The sequence below is a fragment of the Candidatus Koribacter versatilis Ellin345 genome (assembly GCF_000014005.1).
Lineage (GTDB): Bacteria > Acidobacteriota > Terriglobia > Terriglobales > Acidobacteriaceae > Korobacter > Korobacter versatilis_A.
Genome location: NC_008009.1, coordinates 395070 through 415915 on the forward strand (window position 1 = coordinate 395070; position 20846 = coordinate 415915).

14 protein-coding genes are annotated in these 20846 nt (G+C 59.3%); 10 read left to right on the top strand and 4 right to left on the bottom strand.

The genetic code is table 11. The features are described 5' to 3' along the window. Positions 1-2: 2 nt before the first annotated feature. Entirely contained in the window at positions 3-1625 is a 1623-nt protein-coding gene (locus ACID345_RS01835; protein ID WP_011521164.1) for a wax ester/triacylglycerol synthase domain-containing protein, read from the bottom strand. A 239-nt stretch (positions 1626-1864) separates the two neighbouring features. On the opposite strand from ACID345_RS01835, the gene ACID345_RS01840 reads away from it, so the two are divergent. The 3 genes from ACID345_RS01840 to ACID345_RS01850 all read left to right on the top strand — a co-directional run bounded on the left by ACID345_RS01840 (position 1865) and on the right by ACID345_RS01850 (position 4892). Continuing rightward, positions 1865-2296 (top strand): hypothetical protein, encoded by a 432-nt coding sequence (locus ACID345_RS01840; protein ID WP_041855343.1) that lies wholly within the window; start codon positions 1865-1867, stop codon positions 2294-2296. A 144-nt stretch (positions 2297-2440) separates the two neighbouring features. After that, positions 2441-4129, top strand: coding sequence for an AarF/UbiB family protein (locus ACID345_RS01845; RefSeq protein WP_011521166.1), 1689 nt, complete (start codon positions 2441-2443; stop codon positions 4127-4129). Positions 4130-4178: 49 nt separating this feature from the next. Beyond that, a complete protein-coding gene (locus tag ACID345_RS01850) occupies positions 4179-4892 on the top strand; it encodes an outer membrane beta-barrel protein (RefSeq protein WP_011521167.1) in 714 nt (237 codons plus the stop codon). A gap of 60 nt (positions 4893-4952) precedes the next feature. Here the strand turns inward: ACID345_RS01850 and ACID345_RS01855 are convergent, their stop codons facing one another. Further along, complete coding sequence (locus ACID345_RS01855; RefSeq protein WP_011521168.1) at positions 4953-6623, bottom strand: GMC family oxidoreductase; 1671 nt, start codon at positions 6621-6623, stop codon at positions 4953-4955. 107 nt (positions 6624-6730) lie between these two features. Here ACID345_RS01855 and ACID345_RS01860 point away from each other — a divergent pair, with 107 nt between their 5' ends. Together ACID345_RS01860 and ACID345_RS01865 are read left to right on the top strand one after the other, a co-directional pair. Continuing rightward, a complete protein-coding gene (locus tag ACID345_RS01860; RefSeq protein WP_011521169.1) occupies positions 6731-7435 on the top strand; it encodes a Crp/Fnr family transcriptional regulator in 705 nt (234 codons plus the stop codon). A 16-nt stretch (positions 7436-7451) separates the two neighbouring features. Continuing rightward, a complete protein-coding gene (locus ACID345_RS01865) occupies positions 7452-7865 on the top strand; it encodes a hypothetical protein (RefSeq protein WP_011521170.1) in 414 nt (137 codons plus the stop codon). Positions 7866-7927: 62 nt separating this feature from the next. On the opposite strand, the gene ACID345_RS01870 is transcribed toward ACID345_RS01865, so the two are convergent. Together ACID345_RS01870 and ric are read right to left on the bottom strand one after the other, a co-directional pair. Next, positions 7928-10213, bottom strand: coding sequence for a nitric-oxide reductase large subunit (locus tag ACID345_RS01870; RefSeq protein ID WP_011521171.1), 2286 nt, complete (start codon positions 10211-10213; stop codon positions 7928-7930). 70 nt (positions 10214-10283) lie between these two features. Further along, on the bottom strand, positions 10284-11012 hold the full coding sequence (ric, locus tag ACID345_RS01875; RefSeq protein WP_011521172.1) for an iron-sulfur cluster repair di-iron protein: 729 nt from the start codon (positions 11010-11012) through the stop codon (positions 10284-10286). Between the two features lie 332 nt (positions 11013-11344). On the opposite strand from ric, the gene ACID345_RS01880 reads away from it, so the two are divergent. Genes ACID345_RS01880 through ACID345_RS01900 form a run of 5 tightly spaced genes read left to right on the top strand, consistent with a single transcriptional unit; the run spans position 11345 to position 20844 of the window. Next, positions 11345-12604, top strand: a complete 1260-nt coding sequence (locus ACID345_RS01880) for an efflux RND transporter periplasmic adaptor subunit (RefSeq protein WP_041855345.1) — start codon at positions 11345-11347, stop codon at positions 12602-12604. A gap of 32 nt (positions 12605-12636) precedes the next feature. Next, complete coding sequence (locus ACID345_RS01885; RefSeq protein ID WP_011521174.1) at positions 12637-13359, top strand: ABC transporter ATP-binding protein; 723 nt, start codon at positions 12637-12639, stop codon at positions 13357-13359. A gap of 34 nt (positions 13360-13393) precedes the next feature. Next, on the top strand, positions 13394-15844 hold the full coding sequence (locus tag ACID345_RS01890) for an ABC transporter permease (RefSeq protein WP_011521175.1): 2451 nt from the start codon (positions 13394-13396) through the stop codon (positions 15842-15844). Between the two features lie 7 nt (positions 15845-15851). Then, entirely contained in the window at positions 15852-18422 is a 2571-nt protein-coding gene (locus ACID345_RS01895; RefSeq protein WP_228370720.1) for an ABC transporter permease, read from the top strand. Positions 18423-18426: 4 nt separating this feature from the next. Further along, complete coding sequence (locus tag ACID345_RS01900) at positions 18427-20844, top strand: ABC transporter permease (protein WP_011521177.1); 2418 nt, start codon at positions 18427-18429, stop codon at positions 20842-20844. The last annotated feature ends 2 nt before the right edge of the window (positions 20845-20846 follow it).

Sequence of the window (20846 nt, forward strand, 5' to 3'; positions counted from 1 at the left end):
TTCTAATCGCTCGCCATCGCAAATTCGCGCTCAAGTTCGACGAGTTTTTCCTGGACGCGTTCCGCCGATGTCTTTACCGCGCGCGGCTTTCTCTTTGTAACCCGCTTCTTTGCTGACGAATTCTTCACGGCCCGCGGTTTGTTTACGCGCGGCTTAATCTCCTCGTCAAGCCCGAACGCGGCTCGGAATTCGGCAACAGTCTCGTGCAGGAACTTCGGAAGCAGGTGATGTTCCGGCGTAGCAACCGAATCGCACGAGAAGCCGAAGTAGGCGTAGCCGTCGTAGGTGAGGAGAGCGCAGTTAGCGCCCATCTCGCCGCCGATCGGAACGTAGGGGTAGGCCTTCAGCATGCGGTGTCCGAGCACGTAGAGTGTTTGCCGCGGCCCGGGAACATTGGTAAAAATCAAATTGCACAGCGTCAGGGGAAGCTGTGCCGCAAGCGGCCCGATGAGTACCTGCACTGGTGACGGAATGGCTGAGATGAGCGCCCCCGCGAGCATGACCATCTCGGCGATCTTCGCCTGCTTAATCATCGTCATGCGTTGATGCGCAGCGGCGATGAGTTGTTTCGGGTCGCGAATGTCGAGCGGAACCGCAACCGGAACGAACGTAATTTCGTTTCCCATGCCGCTTCGATCATCTTCGGGTGGACGGGTATTCACCGGAACTACGATGCGGAGGGACCGACCATTTAAATCCGCGCCGCGATACTCCGCGTATTTCGCGAACGTCGCCGTGACTGCGGCGAGGGCGACATCATTGAAGCTGCAACCGAAGGCGTTCTTCACGGCGCGCAACGAGTCGAATGGGATATCGCACCAGTCAAAATTCTGCGGGCCTTTGCACACCACGTTGAACGGCATGCGCTCCGGAGCGGAGGCGATCTCGGGGAATATCTGGCTGAGATCGTCCATGTTGGGCAGCGATGCGTGATGTGTGGGCGACGGTGTCGCCGCGCCGTGTCCATTCACCGGTGCGGGCTGTCGCACGATCTGTCGAGCCATAGTAAGAATGTCGCTCTGCGCATTCAGCAAACGCTGCACGGTCAGGAACCACGAACTTGTGAGGGAATCGAGCAGCGTCGTCGCGGGATCGCGCGGCGGACTCACCGGCACTTCGAGTTTCTTGCGCACAAGGTGCGGTACTTCGGGGCTGGTGTCCATCAAGGCGTTGAGGAACGCGACGCCCGACATGCCGTCGGCCATGGAGTGATGAATCCGGGCGATCAGTGCCGTGCGGTTGCGTTTGAGCCCACGCACGAGGAAGAAGTCCCACAGAGGCCGGTTGCGATCGAGGTTCTCGCTGAAGAGCTTCCCGGCAAATTCTTTCAACTCTGCGTCGGTACCATGTTTCAACGTGGTCTCGTGTACGTGATTGCGGAAGTCGAACTCGGGGTCGTACTCGAGGCAAGGCAGGCCGATGTTGAACGGTGGCTCCACCACGCGCTGCATGCATCGTGGAACCTGCGAGAGCTTCGCTTCGACGTAAGGCAGAAGTTCCTCGAAACGGATGTTGCCTTCGAAGATGGCGACCGACGCGATGTTGATGGGAATGCCCTCGCGTTCGAGATGGAGGAAGAGAGCGTCGCCAAAGGAGAGGTATTCACGTTGCGTCGAAGATTCCATGGAAAACTCCAGGACAAAAAGAACCCCGAGGGCTGTAAGCAGCGGGGGATAGTGAAACACGAGCCCAGTCCATCGTAGTGGCAACTGCTTGCCGTTCAGCAGCTTGCATCGTGGCTTCGCCAGTCATCTTCCCGATATGAAATTCCCGATTAGGAACCAATTGTGAGGTCCGTCCTTGTCGATCCAGCAGGACTCGCGATGCAATGAATCCTTTGTTTTACCGAGGAGACTGCACTCATATGGAAAAGATCAAGGAAGTGGTTGAAGCGCGCTCTCTCTTTACGGAGGCGGCGGTGGATTGGTCGGTAATGAAGTGGTTGAGCGAAAAGAAACGTGTCCGGAAGACCGCCGACGCATGCAACGCAACTCTCGACCGTGTTGAACTGGAGATGCAACAGGGATGGAGCGCCGAACTAAAGACCGCCTACGAGAGTTTGAGCGGTAAGGATACAGACAAGATTGCTCCGGATGCCGAGAAGCTGGCGAAGTCTCTGAAAGAAGCGCACGACGCCGCGATTGCCAAGAGAATGGAAGCAGAAGAGACCTTCGAAAAAGCTGAGAAGCGCATGAGCGTCAGCATGGCGCGTGAAGGCTGCCAGATTGCGATGGCGGGTTGGGACTTGCACGAGGCCGCGATTAAAAAGTCGGAGACCGCCGCGAGTAAGAAGTAGAATTGCGCCTCCACGTTCGTGCCAGTCTGGGAAATGATTCGGTATGACGCAGATAGCGTTGATGTGTGGACGCTCCTGCGGCGGATAATCAGGAACGCGTCGCGTGCGGTTGGTCGGGTTGCGACGTGAGCACTTAATAAGAAGATGGCAGCAGCTGCGACATTTGCGGAACACCTGAAAGACCTCTCGCCGGAGGCGATGCACTCTGCATTGGGACAATTCCTTCCCGACGGCGTGACCACGGAGCAGAAGGTGCAGCTTGTCGCCATGGCGCTGCGCTCGCCCGAGGGGGCGACTCTGCGGCAAGAACTTGGCCGCTGGATTGTAGATCGGCTTGTTCCCGTTGAGTCGCTGCTGCCGAATCGTTATGCGATGTGGCGAAGTCCGACGCGGGAATGCATGTTGTTCGTGATCTCGCAGCTCTCGGTGGAGCGCCTTGCACCGAAACTCATAGAGCAATACGAGCTTCCGCTGAAGACCACTCCCGAGGTTCGTTTGTTGAAGTTAATCGCGCGCGTCCCCGGGCTTCAAAAGCTGGGACAGGTGTTAGCGCGGAACCGGCACTTGCGCCACTCCGTGCGAACGGCGTTGTCGAAGTTGGAGAACGGCATTCGCGACGTGGGCATGAAGGACATGCTCGAGGTGCTGCATCGCGAACTCGGCGAGCGCATGGAGCTGTTCGACATGAAAATCGAACGCAGGCTGCTCTCCGAGGCGAGCGTGAGCGCGGTGGTGCGCTTCAGTTGGTGGAATGCGGAGGAGAGGCGCCGCGAAAAAGGTGTGCTGAAGGTTCTGAAGCCGCATATTCCCGATTGTTTCGCCGAGGACATGAAGATCCTCCAGGAACTGGCGGATTACTTTGGCCAGCGCGCCCACAAAGGATTTGCTTCCGGAGTGATTCCCGACACCTTCAGCAAAATCCGCCGACACCTTCAACGTGAGGTTGATTTTCCCGGCGAGCAGGCAGCACTGCTGGAAGCGGCGAAGCAGTACAGCGCCGTGCGAAGGGTGCGCGTGCCGCAGCTAATTCCGCACTTCTGCACCGCGCGAGTGACCGCCATGAGCGAAGAAGAGGGCGTCAAGGTCACTTCGGCGGCGCCGCACCTGGACGGGCAGGGGCGGGAGCAACTGTCGAAACAACTAGTGGAAGCCCTGGTGGCATTTCCATTACTATCTCGCAGCCCGTATGCGCTGTTCCATGCGGACCCGCACGCGGGCAATCTTTTGTATAACCGCCGAACCGGAGAGTTAGTACTTCTGGATTGGGCATTGGCTGAACGGCTGACGCGCGAGCAGCGCCGCCGTCTAACCTTATTGTTCGGGGCGGTGGCTTTCCGTAATCCGGCGGCGGCGTGCGAGCAGATCCAGTACCTGAGCGAGCGCGATAAGCACGATCATCCGGGGGACGCCAAGACGATCGGTAGGGTGGTAGAGAGATTCTTTGAGGAGTTGCCAGTCGCGAAGCTGCCGCGCGCAGTGGATGCAATGTCGTTGCTGGAGTCGGCAGCGATGGTGGGAGTAAGGTTTCCGTCGTCGCTGATTATGTTCTCGAAGGTGCTGTTTACGCTTGATGGGATACTCGACGATATTCGCGGCGGCAGTGCGACGACTGAGTTTACGATAGCGCGGTACCTTTTGAAGCGATGGGTACGGCAACCGTTTACGTTCGGATTGCCGCTCACCGTTCGCGATTGGGTCGGGCTGGAGTGCAGTGCATTGTTGTACGGAGGGCGCCTGGGTGTGCGCTGGGAAGAGACGCTCTCGACAAGGATGTTCGCCAGCAAGCCCGACGCGCAGCGGTCGCGCGCAGCGGGAAGCAGAACAAGGCATTAGCCGCGCAGCATAGCGCGGAGGGCCAACTTAAATTTTTGGAGGGTTCTACATGGCAAGGCATCGTTCCATGGCGGGAGCGCTGTCGCTTCTGCTGGCGCTCTTATTCTTCGTACTGACGGTTCCCGCGTCGGCGCAACAGGATTATGTCGGCAAATTCGACGCGTTCGCTGGCTTCTCGTGGATGGCTTCGCCGTCGGCGAACCTTTATCAACGCGGCGGACTCACCCAGGTCGCCTACAACTGGAAGCGCTGGCTGGCCCTGGGTGCGGACTACAGCTACATGACCGGCAACACCTCAATCCTTCCGTCGTACCTGAAGCCGTCACTCCAGCAGCAGTTGTCGGGTGAAATCGCGGCTGCCGGCGGATTGCCTCCGGGATACACCCTCTATGTCCCGTACCAGGGCAACACCTGGACCTTCGCCGCCGGGCCAGCGGTCAATTACCGGCACTTCAAGAATGTCACTCTCTTCGTTCACCCGAACTTGGGCGCGATCCATGAGACCGCGACAACCAAGCCGAAAGATTTAATCCAGACCTTGATCGTGAGCCAGTTGGCGCCGAGCGGCAAGAAAGAAGACACCGTCGTCTTCTTCGGCGTGGGCGGCGGCATCGATTGGAACTTGAGCAAGCATTACGGAATCCGCACCACCGCGGACTACGTTTGGTGCAATCTCTTCAGCGATCTGTTGAAAGACAGTCGCAATAGCTGGCGCTTAGGTGTCGGCCCAACCTTCCATTTCGGTAAGAACGTAGAGAAGTAGCTCTGTATTGATGCACGAAGAAGGCGCGCCCGCGAGCGCGCCTTTTGTTTTGCGCCGCAACTAGACAGCTTTAGAGACTTCGATGGAATCAGCGCGATCGGTCCACGTATGCGCGCTCGCGAGTGGAATGAACTCCATCGCGCGCTCCGCCAACGCCGTAATCGTCAGGCTGGGATTGACGCCGAGGTTTGCGGCAACGACAGAGCCATCGCAAACATACATATTGGTGTAGCCAAAGACGCGGTGCCGCGCGTCAATCACGCCGTCCACCGGCGATGCGCCGATTACAGCGCCACCGAGGCAATGGGCGGTCGCGGGAATATTGAAGAGAATCTCCGGCAACATACTCATCGCGGTGCCACCCGCCATCTTGGCGAATACCTGCGCGAACTGATTGGCCGCAGGAATGAAGGTTGGGATGCGCTGTCCGCTGCTGACGAGCACGCGGCGAACAGGCCAATACCAGGGACGTTTCCACCGCATATCAATGTGTCCCTCCAGCGCCTGCATGCAGAGCAGGATGACGGATTCGCGCGCGAAACCGAAGGGCTGAAGCAGTCGAACGGTGCGCACCGGATGCGTGCAGAATGAGACCAGCAAGTTCTTGAACCAGAGCGCAATGCGTCCAATGCCAGGCTTGCCCGCAGTAAGAGTGGTTGCAAGGCCGCCCATGACATCGGAACCTTTGGGATAACGCACGGCTTCAATGTGCGTGTGGTCGTCGATGTAAACGCCCGAACCGATCGCAACCCCGCGAGAAAGATCTTGCTCGGATTTCGGCACCCGCACTCCGATGAGTGATTCGCTATTCGTACGCACACGATTGCCGAGCTGATCGCTGATGTTTGGCAGCGAATGCTTCGTCTTCAGGCGGAAGAGAAGCTCCGTCGTACCGAGTGACGATGCCGAGAACACAATACCCCGACACGTGAAGCGTTGCCGGTTCTTGAACACGAATGAGGTCGAGCGTTCAGTAGTGACTTCGTACCCTTCTCTGCCATCCACCGCGCCAAGCGGCTGAACGTCCACCACACGCGTCTCCGCGAAGATCTTCATACCGCGCTTCTCAGCGAGGTAGAGATAGTTAAGATCGAGCGTGTTCTTCGCGCCGTGACGGCAACCGATCATGCAGCCACCACAGGCGTTGCAGGTGGTGCGCGCTGGACCTTCGCCACCGAAGTACGGATCGGCATAGGTCAGTCCACCAGCTTCGCCTTCGGGCGCCTGGAAAATGCCGACGTTGGTGCGGTAAAACGTCTCGCCTGCTCCGGAGGCGACGGCAACTTGCTTCAGCAGATGATCGGCGGGCCCGAGGATCTTGTTCTGAGTAACACCGAGCATGCGCGACGCCGTCTCGTAGTGGCGCGGCATCTCCGACTTCCAATTCGACAGTCCCTTCCAGGTGCCGCTGTCCCATACTTTATCCGGCGCACGCAGCAGCGTGCTGGCATAGGTGATGGAGCCGCCGCCCACCGCGCATCCATGCAAGATTGTGACGCGACTGAAAAACCTCATGCTGAAGAAGCCGCGCAGCCCGAGCCCCGGTCGCCAGAACCAGCGCGCGAGCGACCAATTGGTCTTCGGAAGGTTGTCGGGCGTCCAGCGACGCCCCATCTCCATCACTGCGACCTTGTAGCCCTTTTCCGTGAGTCGCAGCGCGGAGACACTTCCGCCAAATCCTGAGCCGATGACGATGAAGTCGAAATCAAACTGCCGCTGGTCATCTTGCATGGGTGGATTCTGATGTTAGCTGTTCCTGAAAAGCGTGAGGAAGAAAACACGGCGGCCCCAATCCATAATGGGCATTCATCGCACCGCGAAATGTACAATCTCAGCCGATGAGCGAGAACAAAGTAGATCCCGGCCAGGTGCTGCGAAAAGTACCGATCTTCAGCGGCCTCAGTGATGTCGAATGGAACGAGCTGTCGCAGCGCGTGGTTCCGCGCAAGTATCCCAACGGCGAAATGATCTTCTCCGAGGGCGACGCCTGCGCCGGCTTGTTCGTGGTGCAGAGCGGCCACATCCGCATCTTCAAAAGTTCAGCCAGCGGACGCGAGCAGGTGCTCTCCATCGATGGCCCCGGCAGTTCCGTCGCTGAGCTTCCAGTGTTCGATGGCGGCAGCTATCCCGCGTCGGCGGTGGCCGTCACCGACTGCACCCTGCTCTTCCTCAGCAAACAAGATTTCCACGCGCTCTGCATGAAGTATCCCGAGATGGCGCTGAAAGTTCTCCGCGTCGTCGGCGGAAGACTGCGCAGGCTCGTCGGAATTATTGAAGAACTGTCGTTCACGACAGTACGGCATCGACTGGTGGCGCTGTTGTTGCGTTTGGCGAAGACCGAGGGCAATAAAACCGAGCAGGGAATTACCATCACCCTTCCTGCCCACAACCAGGAGCTAGCCGCGCAGATCGGCACGGTGCGCGAATTGGTGTCGCGCAACATGAGCCGTCTCCAGCAAGAAGGAATGATCGAGCAGGATGGGCGCACGGTCATTCTCAAAGATCCAATGGGCTTGCAGCGAACGCTCGAAGAAGCGGGGTAGAACTCGACATATCCGAATGACCTACTTCAAGGATTGCACCCCCTATAGCTATGGAGTTGCGGATCAACCTCGAATGTTGAGTGTGGGCTGGCTCGACAAGCGGTATCCATTTCCAAAGGGCGAAATTGATCCCGCACTGATTGAGAAGCTAAGAAGGCTTGTCGCCAAGTCCACATGGATCACTCGCGGTCTCCACATTTGTGAGTTTTGCGAAATTCCCGCCGCGTTGGCTGAAGTCCATCAGCAAGGCCGGACTGGTGATCCTGCGTACTGGGAGTGGCTCAAGCCGCGCAGCAGTAACGGCGAGATCAGGGTGAGTCTGCATAGTGTCACCTATGCTGCGCCTTTCCTCGTCCCCCACTACATCGAGGTTCATAAATACCTGCCGCCACAACCTTTCTTAGTGGCCGTCGAACAAGCTCCCGAATAGCTCTTCAGACAAAACGCCCGCCCCTTCCCAGGCGGGCTGAGTGTTCCAAGTCAATCAGGAGATTAGTCGCCAGCCACTTCCTGCGCGTCCATCAACCGGACTTTCGCTTTCACGTCGCCAGTCTCGTACGAGTGTCCCGTCAGCAGCCCAAGGATGAACCAGCCAAGGAACAACGCGCCTACGGCGAAGATCGTGTCGCCCGGGATGCGCATCCACTTCAAGGTCGTCATCAGTGGTGTATTCAGGAACTCGGCGCTACGTGCGTACCAGGTTCCGTTTTCCACCGACGCCCAAGCCTGAATCAGTCCGACCGGCAGGACGCTGAGCAGCACCATCGCCAGCAGGCCGATGTTGATGCACCAGAACGCAATCGCCAGTGGCTTCTCTTTCCACGGCATGCCGGGTTTCAACGCGCGCAGGCAGAACAGCATCAGGCCAAGGCCGAGCATCCCGTACACGCCGAAGAGCGCGGTGTGTCCATGGACAGGCGTGGTGTTGAGACCCTGTAGGTAATACAACGCCACCGGCGGGTTGATCATGAAGCCGAACAGTCCGGCGCCGACGAAATTCCAGAACGCCACGGCGACGAAGAAGTAAACCGGCCACTTATACATCCCAAGCCATGGTGAATTTGTATTCGAACGAGTGAGCCGCAGGTTCTCCCACGCCTCAAAGCCGATCAGCACCAGCGGCACAACTTCCAGCGCACTGAACACCGCGCCGAGCGCCAATACTGACGTCGGCATGCCTGCGAAGTAGAGATGATGGAATGTGCCGATTATGCCGCCGGACAGGAAGATCACCGTCGAGAACAGCACCGCACGCGTCGCAGATTTCACGCGCAACAGTTGCAAGCGGGTGAAGAGGAACGCGATGACCACGGTGGCGAACACTTCAAAGAAGCCTTCTACCCAGAGGTGAACTACCCACCAGCGCCAATATTCAGCGGTGACGAGGTGGCTGCGCTGTCCATACATCAGCCCAGCGGCGTAGAACGTGGGGATCGCGATGCTGGACACGAGGAAGAGCATCAGCAGCGGATAGTTCTCATCTCGCTTCGCCAATGCGGGTTTGAGCGCGCGATACATGAGCCAGAGCCAGAAGACCAGGCCGCCAAAGAGCAGGATCTGCCAGACCCGCCCGAGGTCAACGTACTCGTAACCTTGCGCGCCGAACCAGAACCACAGGTTGCCGAGCTTCTGCTGGATGCCGAGCCACTCGCCGGCGAGTGATCCGAAGACCACTGCGACGAGGGCAACGAATAGGATGTTCACGCCAAGACGCTGACCTTTGGGTTCGCTGCCGCCGACCGCGGGTGCGATGAAGAGTCCAGTCGCAAGCCACGAGGTCGCAATCCAGAAGATGGCGATTTGCAGGTGCCAGGTGCGGCTGATGGTGTAAGGCAGGACTTTCGCCAGCGGGATGCCGAAGAAGCTGGTGCCTTCCACGCCATAATGCGCGGTGATGGCGCCGAGCCCAACTTGCAGCACCCAAAGGATGCCAACCACGACGAAGTACTTCACGGTTGCGCGTTGCGAAGGCGTTGCGCGGAGGCCGAGTAGTGGATCGCGGTGCGGAGCAGCGGGCTCGTGTTCTTCACTTTCTTTTTTCGAGCCGAAGTACCACACAAGTGCGCCCACGCCGCCGAGCAGCAGGACGAAGCTGATGATGCTCCATACCATCGTCGCACTGGTCGGGCGGTTGCCGATCAGTTCTTCATGCGGCCAATTCTGCGTGTAGGAGTAGTTCTGTCCGGGACGATCGGTAGAAGCCGCCCACGCCGTCCACCAGAAGAATGCGGCCATCTGCTTCTGCTTGGCTACATCGACGAGCGCTCCTTGGGGAATCGCATATTGAACCCGGCCATTGCCGAAGACATCGCCGTAATAGGCCGCAAGCTTATCGTAAGCAGCGGCGCGCTCCGGAGTAACTGTGATCGTGCCGGTCTCGGTGTTGTAAGTATTGCGGCGCATCGAGGTCTGCAAACGCGCTTGCAACGCTGCTTTCTGCTCGGCGGGAAGCGCCTCGTAGCCCGCCGCGCCTAGCTGCGGCGCCGATCCGTCGAGGATGAACATCGCTTCGCGGTGCAGGTAGTCTGCGGTCCAGTCAGGAGCGACGTAAGATCCGTGGCCCCAAATGGTGCCGATTTCCTGGCCTCCGATGGATTGCCAAACGTTCTGCCCGTCCTGAATGTACGAGCCAGTGAAGAGCACACGGCCGTCGGTGGTGACAACTTGCGATGGTATCGGTGGCGCGCTCTTGATGGCCTTGTAGCCGACACCGCCAAGTACGACGAAGCTGGCTACGAGGACAAAGCCGAGCGCGATCCAGAGCTTCTTAAATTGCATAAGAACAGCCTCCTTAAATCCCGCTCGCCTCGAAAGGTGCGGGCAGTGGTACGAACCAGATTCTGTGGATCTACTCCGCGCCTTCCATTTCCAGGACCTTCGGGAAGAGCACGTTGTTCTCGAGGTGAATGTGCTGGTGCAGGTCGGCTTCGAACGCCAACAGGTCGCGATAGAGCGACTGGAAGCTGATGCAGGCATCGGGCGGCGCCTTCAGGTCATTGGTCTGCTTGCGAATTTCCTTCAGCAGTTCGCCGGCGCTATCGTGCTCCATGAACATCATCTGGATCGGATTGCGCACGGTGCCGAAGCAGGAGGGCGGCAGCGGCTCGCCGGAAACCTGTGACTCTTCCATGCGTCGCACGTACGGGAAGAGGATTTGCTCTTCCTTCATCAGGTGGACCATCAGCTCGCCGGCAAGCGCATCAAACAGTTCCTTCGCCTGCACCAGTTCGGGATGGTTCTCGCCGTGCTTCGAGGCGACCTTCGCAAAAAGTTGCTGGATGCGAGGGGATTCTTCGCGCACGTAAACGTGATGACGGCTGAGGATCTGGTCGAGGACTTCGCTGACCGTGCTGATGGACCAATTCTTCGCGGCAGACTCGCGGCCTTCCTGGATCGCCTTCTCGGCGCTCTCCAGGTGATTGACGACTTCGCCGACCGCGATGCCGCTAGCGTGACAGGCTTCAGAAAGTGGGCGCTTGCCCCCACAGCAAAAGTCAATTCCGAGTTTCTCGAAAACCTTGGGAGCGTAGGGCAGCTCAACCGCGATGTCCCTGACTGTCTTGTTCGTATCTACCATTTCGTCCTCCTGGCTGTTTTCCAGCCGCAAAGCCAATCTACGGAGGAGCGGAGCTGCGCAATATGACTTATGTCACGGGAAGCTCCGATCTTCCGCGCGAGCGCGAGACAGTGCACAAAAAACAGTGCACGAGTGGTTTTCTTTGCCGGGGATAGTCGCCAAAAAGAGCTGCGTCAGGCGTCATTTTTCGCTGTCCGGTTCCGGACACTTTTCTCCGTCACGGGACACACGGGGGTTTACAGACGATTCGAAGCACCTCTTTAACTACCAATTTTTACATGAGCTTACAGATGGCCCGGAGATGGCGTTCGGCTTGCACTTCTGTTTTCGTGATGGATATCGCCCGCCCAGAATTCAAACAGCAAAAGCGCCGCCGCCAGATCATCATCGGCAGCGTCGCCGTAGTCATACTTGTCGCCATTACTCTTGGAGTCTCCCGGCTCAAACCCGCTGCGCCGTCAGTAGAACGGAGCACCGTCTGGACTGACACGGTGAAGGAAGGCCCCATGCTGCGCCAGGTGCGCGGCCTCGGGACGCTCACCCCGACTCCAGAAGATGTCCGGCTGATTCCCGCCGAAACCGACGCCACCGTGCTGCGGATCGTGAAGCTCTCAGGTTCGCCGGTCAACTCTGACACGGTGCTCGTCGAAATGAGCAATCCCCAGGTTGAACAGGAGGCCGTGGACGCGAATTTGCAGCTCAAGGCCGCCGAAGCCGAGTACCAGAACCTGAAGGTGAAGCTCGACGCCGACCTGATGACGCAGAAGGCCGGTGCCGCTACCGTCGGAGCTGATTACAGCCAGGCGCAACGTCAAGCGTCGACCGACAAGGCCCTCTACGATCTCGGCGTGATTTCCGGCTTGGCCTATAAGGCTTCGCAGGGCAAAGCGGACGAGCTCACCACCCGCAACGATCTCGAAGGCCAGAAGCTCACCATCAACCAGAAAGCCATTGTTTCGCAGATGGCCGTGCAGCAGGCCAAGGTCGAGCAAATGCGCGCTCTCGCACAGCTGAAGCAGCGCCAGCTCGACAAGCTGAAGGTCCGCGCCGGCATCGATGGCTTGCTCGTTGATATGCCGTTGCAAGTTGGACAGCGCGTACTGGCGGGCGCAGTACTCGCAAAGATCGTCCAGCCAAACCGCCTCATGGCTTCGCTGAAAATTCCCGAAACCCAGGCACGTGACGTCCAAATCGGAGAGCCCGCCTCGGTGGATACCCACAATGGCGTGGTGCAGGGCAGCGTGATGCGCGTAGATCCGGCGGTGGTGAACGGAACCGTCACGGTTGACGTAAAACTCACTGGCGACCTTCCGAAGGGCGCGCGTCCCGACTTGAGCGTGGATGGAACTATCGACCTCGAGCGTCTCGACAAAACTGTATACGTCGGGCGTCCGGCATTCGGGCAGGAGAACAGCACCATCAGCCTCTTCCGCCTCGATCCGGATGGCAAGGGCGCAAGCCGGGTTCCGGTGAAAGTGGGCCGCACCTCGGTGAACACCATCCAGGTAATCGAAGGACTAAAGCCGGGCGACACGGTGATTCTCTCGGATATGTCGCGTTGGGATTCAAACGACAGGATTCGGTTGGACTAAGCAGGATTTGAAGTTTCTTTAGGAGAGTGGCGATGAGCGAGAACGGACGTGCACTGATCCAGATCCAGGATCTAACCAAGGTTTTCTACACCGATGAGATCGAAACCCATGCATTGTCGGGCGTGCATCTCGAGATCGAAAAGGGCGAATATGTCGCGATGTCCGGTCCGTCGGGCTGCGGAAAGTCCACGCTGCTCTCGATCATCGGCTTGCTCGACACCCCCACCGGCGGCAAGTACTACCTGAACAACAAGCCCGTCGAGAACCTCGATTTCGCCGACCGGTCGCGCATCCGCAACCAGGAAATCGGCTTCATCTTCCAGAGTTTCAACCTCATCGGCGATCTCACCGTTTATGAGAACGTTGAGCTGCCGTTGACCTATCGTCAGGGCATGGCGACGCCGAACCGCAAGCAGCGCGTGATGGAAGCGCTCGAGCGCGTCGGCATGGCGCACCGCATCCGCCACTATCCATCGCAGCTCTCCGGCGGTCAGCAGCAACGTGTGGCTGTGGCGCGCGCATTGGCCGGCAACCCGTCCATCCTGCTCGCGGACGAACCTACCGGAAACCTCGACTCGCGCAACGGCGAAGCGGTGATGGAACTGCTCCAGAACCTGCATCGTGAAGGCGCGACCATCTGCATGGTGACGCACGATCCGCGTTTCGCGGCGCATGCGCAACGGCAGATTCATCTCTTCGACGGCAAGGTTGTCGCGGAAGAAGAGCTCAAGAAATTGACCCAGGAAATTCACTAACCCAACCGGAAATTCGAGCCGAGGAGGGTCGCCCATGCGGGGATTCGCACAGGACCTGAGGTATTCGTTTCGCCAATTGAAGAAAAGTCCGGTGTTCGCGATCACCGCAGTGCTCACACTGGCGCTCGGAATCGGAGCCAACGTCGCCGTATTCTCGGTGATGAATGCGACCCTCTTGAATCCCAGCGGCGTGCCACACGCTGACGGCGTGGTCGCACTGCGCGCGGGCTATAACCAGGGCGACCTCGGCAACATTAATCTCTCGCCGCCGGACTTCGAAGACGCTTCCGAAGGTAAGGAAGTCTTTACCTCCGCGGCCGTGATGAACGGCATGGACTACAACTACAGTCCGGATGGCGGCGGCACGCCCGAACTGTTGCGTGGCGCGAAGGTCACCTGGCAGTGGTTCGACGTCTTCTGGGCGCAGCCGATGATGGGACGTGTCTTCCGTCCGGAAGAAGACCAGCCCGGTGCGGAACACGAGGTTGTCCTCGCTTACAGCGCGTGGCAAAAGCGTTTTGGTGGTGACCCGCACATTCTTGGCCGAAAGCTCCAGCTCAACCAGGAATCGTATGAAGTTGTCGGCGTGATGGGCCCGGAATTCGCGTGGCCGAACCGCGCCGAAATGTGGACACCGCTGGCGCTCACTCCGAGCCGCTATACCGATCCCAACTACCGCTTCAACGAATATCTGTTTGGCGTGGCGCGCTTACGGCAGGGCAAAACTCTCGCTGATGCCAACACGTACCTCACGCATCGCACGCAGCAGGTTTACCAAACCGGCGGTCGTCTTTCTGACTATGCGAAGTCTGCGCAGTGGCACCAGTTCGCAATGCCGCTGATCGAATTCGTATCCGGCAAAATGCAGAAGCCCCTGGCGTTCCTGCTCGGCGCCGTCGCGCTGGTGCTTTTGATTGCCTGCGCCAACATCGCTGGTCTGCAGTTGGCCCGCGCTTCGGGACGTCAACGTGAAGTCTCGATCCAGATCGCACTCGGCGGCTCACGCGGACGACTGATCCGCCAAGCCTTATCGGAGAGCGTGCTGCTGGCATTGTCAGGCGCGCTTCTCGGCGTGGTCGTCGCGAAGCTTTCGATCCCCTTGTTGCTCGCGCTTGCGCCGCCCAGCATTGGTCGCACTGTCAGCGCTCCCATGGACGCCCGCATGCTCCTCTTCGTTGCCGGCATCGGCGTGCTCTGCGCACTGCTTTGCGGAACTGCGCCCTCGTGGCACATGACGCACATTCGCTGGTTCCAGGCATTGCAGGAAGGTGGCCGCTCTGATTCCGCCAGCCCCGCGCGCCAGCGCACACGCTCTGCACTGGTCGTTGTCGAAATCGCCATCGCGATGTTGCTTTTGTTCGGCGCGGGATTGTTGGTACGCAGCATGAACACGATCCAGCAAGTTGAGACCGGCATGCAGCCACACGGTGTAATGACCGCTGCTTTGACGTTGCCCAAAGCCACGTACAAGACCGACGAACAGCAGGCCAACTTCTACAACTCGCTTGAAGAGCAGTTGAAGCAGATCCCCGGCGTGCAGCACGCCGCGATTGTGGACTCGATCCCGTTCAGCAACGGGGGTGGTTCCGCTTCGTTCTTCATCGAAGGCAAGCCGGTAGCGAACGGCGCGCTCGGGCCACACGCAAACATTCGTTCGGTATCGCCCGAATATTTCGAGACTCTCGGTATTCCGCTAATGCGTGGCCGCTTCTTCACTTCCGCCGATCGCGCGAAAACACAGCTTGTCGTGATCATTGATGACGTTCTCGCGCGCCAGTACTTCGGCGATAGCGACCCGATCGGTCAGCACATCAACTTCGGCGATCCGCCGGACAAAGATCCCTGGCGCGAGATCGTGGGCATCGTGCATCACGCACGCGCCACGTCGCTGGAGAACGACACCAACGAAGGCTTCTACTACTTCCCAATGGCGCAAGCGCCGAACGACTCAAGCTTTATCGCCGTGAAAACGAACGGCGCGGCCGCGGGTCTCGTTGGGCCGATTCGCAATGCTGTGCGCAACGTCGATCCGAGCCAAGCCCTATATGACGTGAAGGCGATGGACGAGCGCGTCGATGACTCACTCATTGGCCGCCGTTTCCTCGTTGTCCTGCTCTCGGTATTCGCGGGCCTCGCGCTGCTACTCTCCGCCGTCGGATTGTATGGCGTAATTGCATACTCCGTCCGTCTGCGTACCCGCGAACTCGGTGTGCGCATGGCCCTCGGCGCGCAACGCAGCGATGTCCTGAAACTCGTGCTCGGTCACGGCATGCAGCTGGCAGTCGCCGGCCTCGTCATCGGGTTAGGGACGGGACTTGCGCTCAGCAAAGTGTTCGAGAGTCTCTTATTCAAAGTTTCCGTCTTCAACCCCGTGGCGCTGCTTTCCACCTGCGCCCTGCTGATGGGAACCGTGTTGTTTGCAAGCTATCTACCGGCGCGCCGCGCGGCCAAGCTTGATCCCATCCGTACGTTGCGCGACGAGTAGAGGAGCCATGATGTTCGAGAACCTTATTCAGGATGTGCGTTACGCGTTCCGCCAGTTGCGGAAGTCGCCCGGCTTCGCCGCAACCGCGATCATCACGCTGACTCTCACCATCGGCGCCAATACCGCGATCTATAGCCTCTTCGACCAGGTCCTGCTGCGCAATCTGCCGGTGAAAGATCCGAAGGGTCTTGTCGTCTTCGAGTACAAAGGCTCGCACACTGGTTCCACCAACAATCACGGCGGCCCGTCGGGCGCTTACTTCTCGTATCCGATGTACAAGGACATTCGCGATCGCAACACTGTGTTCGACGGCGTGATCGCGTCCGATATTTCGCAAGTCGGCCTGCAGTGGCACAACCAGCCAGAGCTCGTGAACGCCGAACTCGTCAGTGGCAACTACTTCGATGTTCTCGGTGTTCGTCCGGCCGCCGGCCGCCTGTTTGTGCAGGCCGACGACGTGGTGCCGAATGGAAATCCGCTCGTTGTCCTCAGCTACTCGTATTGGCAGCGGCGCTTCGGGCTCGATCCCAAAGTAGTCGGCGATAACGTCCTCATCAACGGCCACCCATTCACCGTGATCGGCGTTTCAGCGCCGGGTTTCCAGAGCATGCAGACCGGCTACCTTCCAGCGATCTATACGCCGATGATGATGAAGGAACAGGTGACGCCCGGGTGGAACGACCTCGACAATCGGCGCTCCATTTGGCTCAATATAATTGGCCGTCTGAAGCCCGGGATGACCATGGCGCAGGCAGAGGCAGGCCTGGATTCGCTCTGGCATTCGGCGCGCGAAGAAGAACTGAAAGAGGTTCGCAACAAGAGCGACAAGTTCCGCGAAAATTTTGGGCCGAAGAGCCACCTCTATCTTCACAACGGAGCGCGCGGCTTCTCGCTCCTCGACCAATATCGCATGCCGATGCTGATTGTGATGGGCATGGTGTTGCTCGTCGCAGTGATGGCGGCCGTGAACGTTGCGACGCTGTTGTTGGTTCGCGCGGCGACTCGCGTGAAAGAGATGTCGGTGCGCTACGCAATGGGCGCGCGCCGTACTCGCGTGATTCAACAGCTGCTGAGTGAAGGTTTGATCCTTGGACTCATCGGCGGTGCGCTCGGCATCGTCCTTGCTCCACAGGCCTCAGCGCTGCTTATTCGCAAAGCCTTTGCAGATTCCAACGGCAACGTGCCGTTCTCGTCCTCACCCGATATGCGTGTGCTGGCCTTCAATTTTGGGCTGGCGCTACTGGTGAGCCTGGTATTCAGCATTGCTCCGGCGGTCCAGTTCTGGCGGCCGAACCTCATACCCGCTCTTAAACAGCAAACCGTCACCACCGCGGGTGGCGCGTTGCGCTTCCGCAGACTGTCGGTCGCAGTGCAGGTCGGCGTGAGTCTAGTTCTTCTCGTGGGCGCCGGATTATTCGTACGCACCTTGGGCAATCTGAAGTCGGCGGATGTTGGCTTCGTCACCCAACACTTGATCACGTTCCAGATCGATCCCCAGCTCGCCGGTTATGAAGACAATCAAACGGCCGTTCTTCACAAGCGCATCACCGACTCCCTGAAAGCCCTGCCCGGCGTACAGGCTGTGGCTTCCACCGCGGACCCGGAACTGGCGAACACGAATAGCTCGAGCAATTTCAGCATCGCCGGCATAACTGAGAAGGAAGGCGATGACATGAACGCCGAGTGGCCGAATGTCAGCGCCGGGTATTTCTCGGCGATGCAGATTCCGCTGATCACGGGCCGTGACTTTACCGAATCCGACGCCGCCGGTTCAGGCAATGTCGCTGTTATTAACGAAACGTTGGCAAAGAAGCATTTCGGATCGCCGGACAAGGCCATTGGCAAAGTGTTGGCCCGCGGCTCGGGAGACGACGCCAAGTACGACATCCAGATCGTCGGCGTAGTGCGCGATTCGAAGCACACCAACGTTCGCGACGAAGTGAAACAAGCTCTCTTCACACCGTTATCGCAGATGCAGCACTGGGTGCGCGATCCGAAGAAGCCGGGCGCAAAGGAAGTGCTTGTGCCCGATCAGCCGGGGTTCCTCGCTTACTACGTGCGCACCTGGCAGCCGACCGCATCGGCGATGAGCCAGATCCGCGGCGCAGTGCAGGGCGTGGATTCGAAGCTGGTGCTCGACACCTTCCGCACCATGGATGCACAGATTGACGACGACGTGAATACCGAGCGCATCATCGCCCTGCTCGCTTCGGGTTTCGGCATCCTCGCAGCGATCCTTGCGGCGGTCGGATTGTACGGCGTCCTCGCTTATTCCACGGCGCAGCGCACCCGCGAGATCGGGGTACGCATGGCGCTTGGCGCCACCCGCATGTCCGTGGTCCGCATGGTGCTCACGGAAGTGCTCTGGCTCGCCGGCGCTGGAATTATCGTGGCGCTGCCGGTATCCATCGTGCTCAGTCGGTTCATGCGGGCGCAGTTATACGGAGTGTCCCATTACGACCCGCTGACGGTTTTTGCGGTAGTGCTACTGGTGACGCTGGTGGCGGTGGCAGCGGCGACGTTGCCGGCACGGCGTGCCGCTGGCATCGACCCGATGAAGGCATTGCGCTACGAGTAGGTGAATGATGACCGGCTTACTTCAAGATCTGCGATATGCATGGCGCCAACTGCGCAAGAGCCCCGGCTTTACCGCCGTCGCTGTGCTCACGCTGGCGCTCGGCATCGGCGCGAATGCCGTGGTACTGGCGGCCGTGCAGTCGGTGCTGATCGCACCGCTGCCGTATCGCGACGCCGACCGCATCATCGCGCTGAATACGCAGTTCACCAACGAAGGCCGCAGCATCAACCGCGTTACCGGCGCCGATTTAATGGACATTGAGGCGCAGTCGAAATCGTTCGAACAGGTTGCGTACTACTTCGGCGGCGAGATGGGCGTACAGTTGCCCGACCACGCAGCCTTCACTGGCGTGCAAGGCGCGACTGCGAACTTCGCGAACGTCTTCGGTGTAACGCCAGTTGCTGGGAGACTATTCAATGATAGCGAGGCCACGCACTCTGCGCTGATCAACGCCAACTTTGCGCGCGACAACTTCGGCAGCGTGGAAGCCGCCGTCGGCAAGTCGCTCAGCGTCGAAGGCACGACCTACGACATCGTCGGCGTGTTGCCCGGTGAGTTCAGCTTCCCCAAGGGCACCCAGGTCTGGATGGGCGTATCGGACACTCCCGAAGCTGAGTGGTCACATCGCACTTCTTATAACTTCCGTTCCGTCGCGAAGGTTAAGGCTGGCGTTTCGATGACGGCCGCGCAGTCGGAACTGAACACCATTGGCGATCGCCTCCGCATCGCGTATCCGGCTGACAACAAGAACAAAGCGTTCCTCGCGGTTTCGCTACAAGAACAGTTGGTCGGCAAAGTACGCCCCATGTTTCTGCTGCTCGTCGGTGCCGTTGCATTGATCCTGCTCATCGCCTGTGTGAACGTCGCGCATTTGCAGTTGGCGCGGGCCACCACCCGAACCAAAGAAGTCGCATTGCGTAGCGCGCTCGGCGCCTCGCGCACGCGGGTGGTGCGCCAAGTGTTTCTCGAAAGCCTGGTGCTCGCGTTCCTCGGAGCAGGTGTCGGCCTACTGATTGCCGTTCCGCTCCTTCGCAGCTTCCTGCGCCTCGCGCCGACGGACATCCCGCGCCTCAACGAAGTCCACATCAGCGCGCCGGCAATCGCATTGATCGCTGTGGTCAGCGTGATTGCGACGCTGCTCTCCGGCGTTGCACCCGCATGGCAGTCGCTGCGGCTGAACGTCAACGAATCGTTGAAACAGGACACCTCGCGCGGCATGGTAGGCCGCGGCGTCTCGAAGCTTCGTAACGTACTGGTCGTCGCGGAGATCGCGTTGACCTTCGTTCTTGCCGCTGGCGCAGGCTTGCTGGTGCGCACCATGATCAAGCTCAACGCGACCGATCCCGGCTATCGCAGCGACCATCTGCTCGTAATGTATGTGCACGCTCCGGCGAAAGGTTTGCTGGAGAATTTGCAGCGCACGCAGCAGATGGAAACGCTCTTCGATCAGCTGCGCGCCGTTCCCGGCGTAACGGCGGTCGCCGGTGTGATGGGCCTGCCCGCCGGCCAATACGGTTCCAACGGTGGCTACCAGATCAGCGGCCAGACGCTGCCTGCCTCACTTGACGACCTGCCGCAGGCAAACTGGGCGTTGAGCAGTCCACAGTATTTCTCGACCATGGGCATTCCTTTGCTGCGCGGACGCGACTTCCAGAAGAGTGATACGCACGATTCGGAACCCGTCGCGATCATCAGCGATGCGATGGCGAAACAGAGTTTTGGCAACAGCGATCCCATCGGCAGGCAGCTCCGTTGCGGGCTCGATGAAGAGAGCGGGAAGTGGATGACCATCGTCGGCGTTGTCGGCGATGTTCGCCAGGATTCACCCGCTTCCACTCCGCGTGCCACCTTATATCTGCCGCTGAAGCAGCACCCCTTCCGCGCGAACGAGTTGCAAGTCGTGATGCACACCGAACTGCCGCCGCTCACGCTGATGGAGACGGCGCGCAAGATGGTGCAGGGCATGGATCCGCGCATCGCTACGAAGTTCACCACCATGGATTCCATGCTGGCAGAATCCACCGCCACGCCGCGCTTCCGTAGCTGGCTCGTCGGCGGGTTCGCAAGCCTAGGCTTAATTCTGGCGATGCTCGGCATCTACGGCGTGATGGCGTATACCGTGGCGCAGCGCACCTTCGAAGTCGGCGTGCGCATGACTTTCGGCGCGCAACCCGGCGACATCCTCGGCATGGTGCTCGGCCGTGCGATGCGCCTCACAGTCATTGGTGTAGTAGTCGGTCTGGTGCTTGCCGCCGCTTCATCGCGGCTCATTGCGAGCATGTTGTTCGGGGTCCCCGCAGAAGATCCGGTTTCATTTGGCGTGGCGTGCGGTTTATTGGCGCTGGTGGCGTTGGCCGCGGCGTACTTCCCAGCGCGCCGGGCAGCATCGGTGAATCCTCTTACGGCAATTCGGTACGAGTGAGG

Coding starts and splice junctions, on each gene's coding strand:
- ACID345_RS01835 (WP_011521164.1), bottom strand. CDS start 1,625: ATGGAATCTTCGACGCAACGTGAATACCTCTCCTTTGGCGACGCTCTC.
- ACID345_RS01840 (WP_041855343.1), top strand. CDS start 1,865: ATGGAAAAGATCAAGGAAGTGGTTGAAGCGCGCTCTCTCTTTACGGAG.
- ACID345_RS01845 (WP_011521166.1), top strand. CDS start 2,441: ATGGCAGCAGCTGCGACATTTGCGGAACACCTGAAAGACCTCTCGCCG.
- ACID345_RS01850 (WP_011521167.1), top strand. CDS start 4,179: ATGGCAAGGCATCGTTCCATGGCGGGAGCGCTGTCGCTTCTGCTGGCG.
- ACID345_RS01855 (WP_011521168.1), bottom strand. CDS start 6,623: ATGCAAGATGACCAGCGGCAGTTTGATTTCGACTTCATCGTCATCGGC.
- ACID345_RS01860 (WP_011521169.1), top strand. CDS start 6,731: ATGAGCGAGAACAAAGTAGATCCCGGCCAGGTGCTGCGAAAAGTACCG.
- ACID345_RS01865 (WP_011521170.1), top strand. CDS start 7,452: ATGACCTACTTCAAGGATTGCACCCCCTATAGCTATGGAGTTGCGGAT.
- ACID345_RS01870 (WP_011521171.1), bottom strand. CDS start 10,213: ATGCAATTTAAGAAGCTCTGGATCGCGCTCGGCTTTGTCCTCGTAGCC.
- ric (WP_011521172.1), bottom strand. CDS start 11,012: ATGGTAGATACGAACAAGACAGTCAGGGACATCGCGGTTGAGCTGCCC.
- ACID345_RS01880 (WP_041855345.1), top strand. CDS start 11,345: ATGGATATCGCCCGCCCAGAATTCAAACAGCAAAAGCGCCGCCGCCAG.
- ACID345_RS01885 (WP_011521174.1), top strand. CDS start 12,637: ATGAGCGAGAACGGACGTGCACTGATCCAGATCCAGGATCTAACCAAG.
- ACID345_RS01890 (WP_011521175.1), top strand. CDS start 13,394: ATGCGGGGATTCGCACAGGACCTGAGGTATTCGTTTCGCCAATTGAAG.
- ACID345_RS01895 (WP_228370720.1), top strand. CDS start 15,852: ATGATGTTCGAGAACCTTATTCAGGATGTGCGTTACGCGTTCCGCCAG.
- ACID345_RS01900 (WP_011521177.1), top strand. CDS start 18,427: ATGATGACCGGCTTACTTCAAGATCTGCGATATGCATGGCGCCAACTG.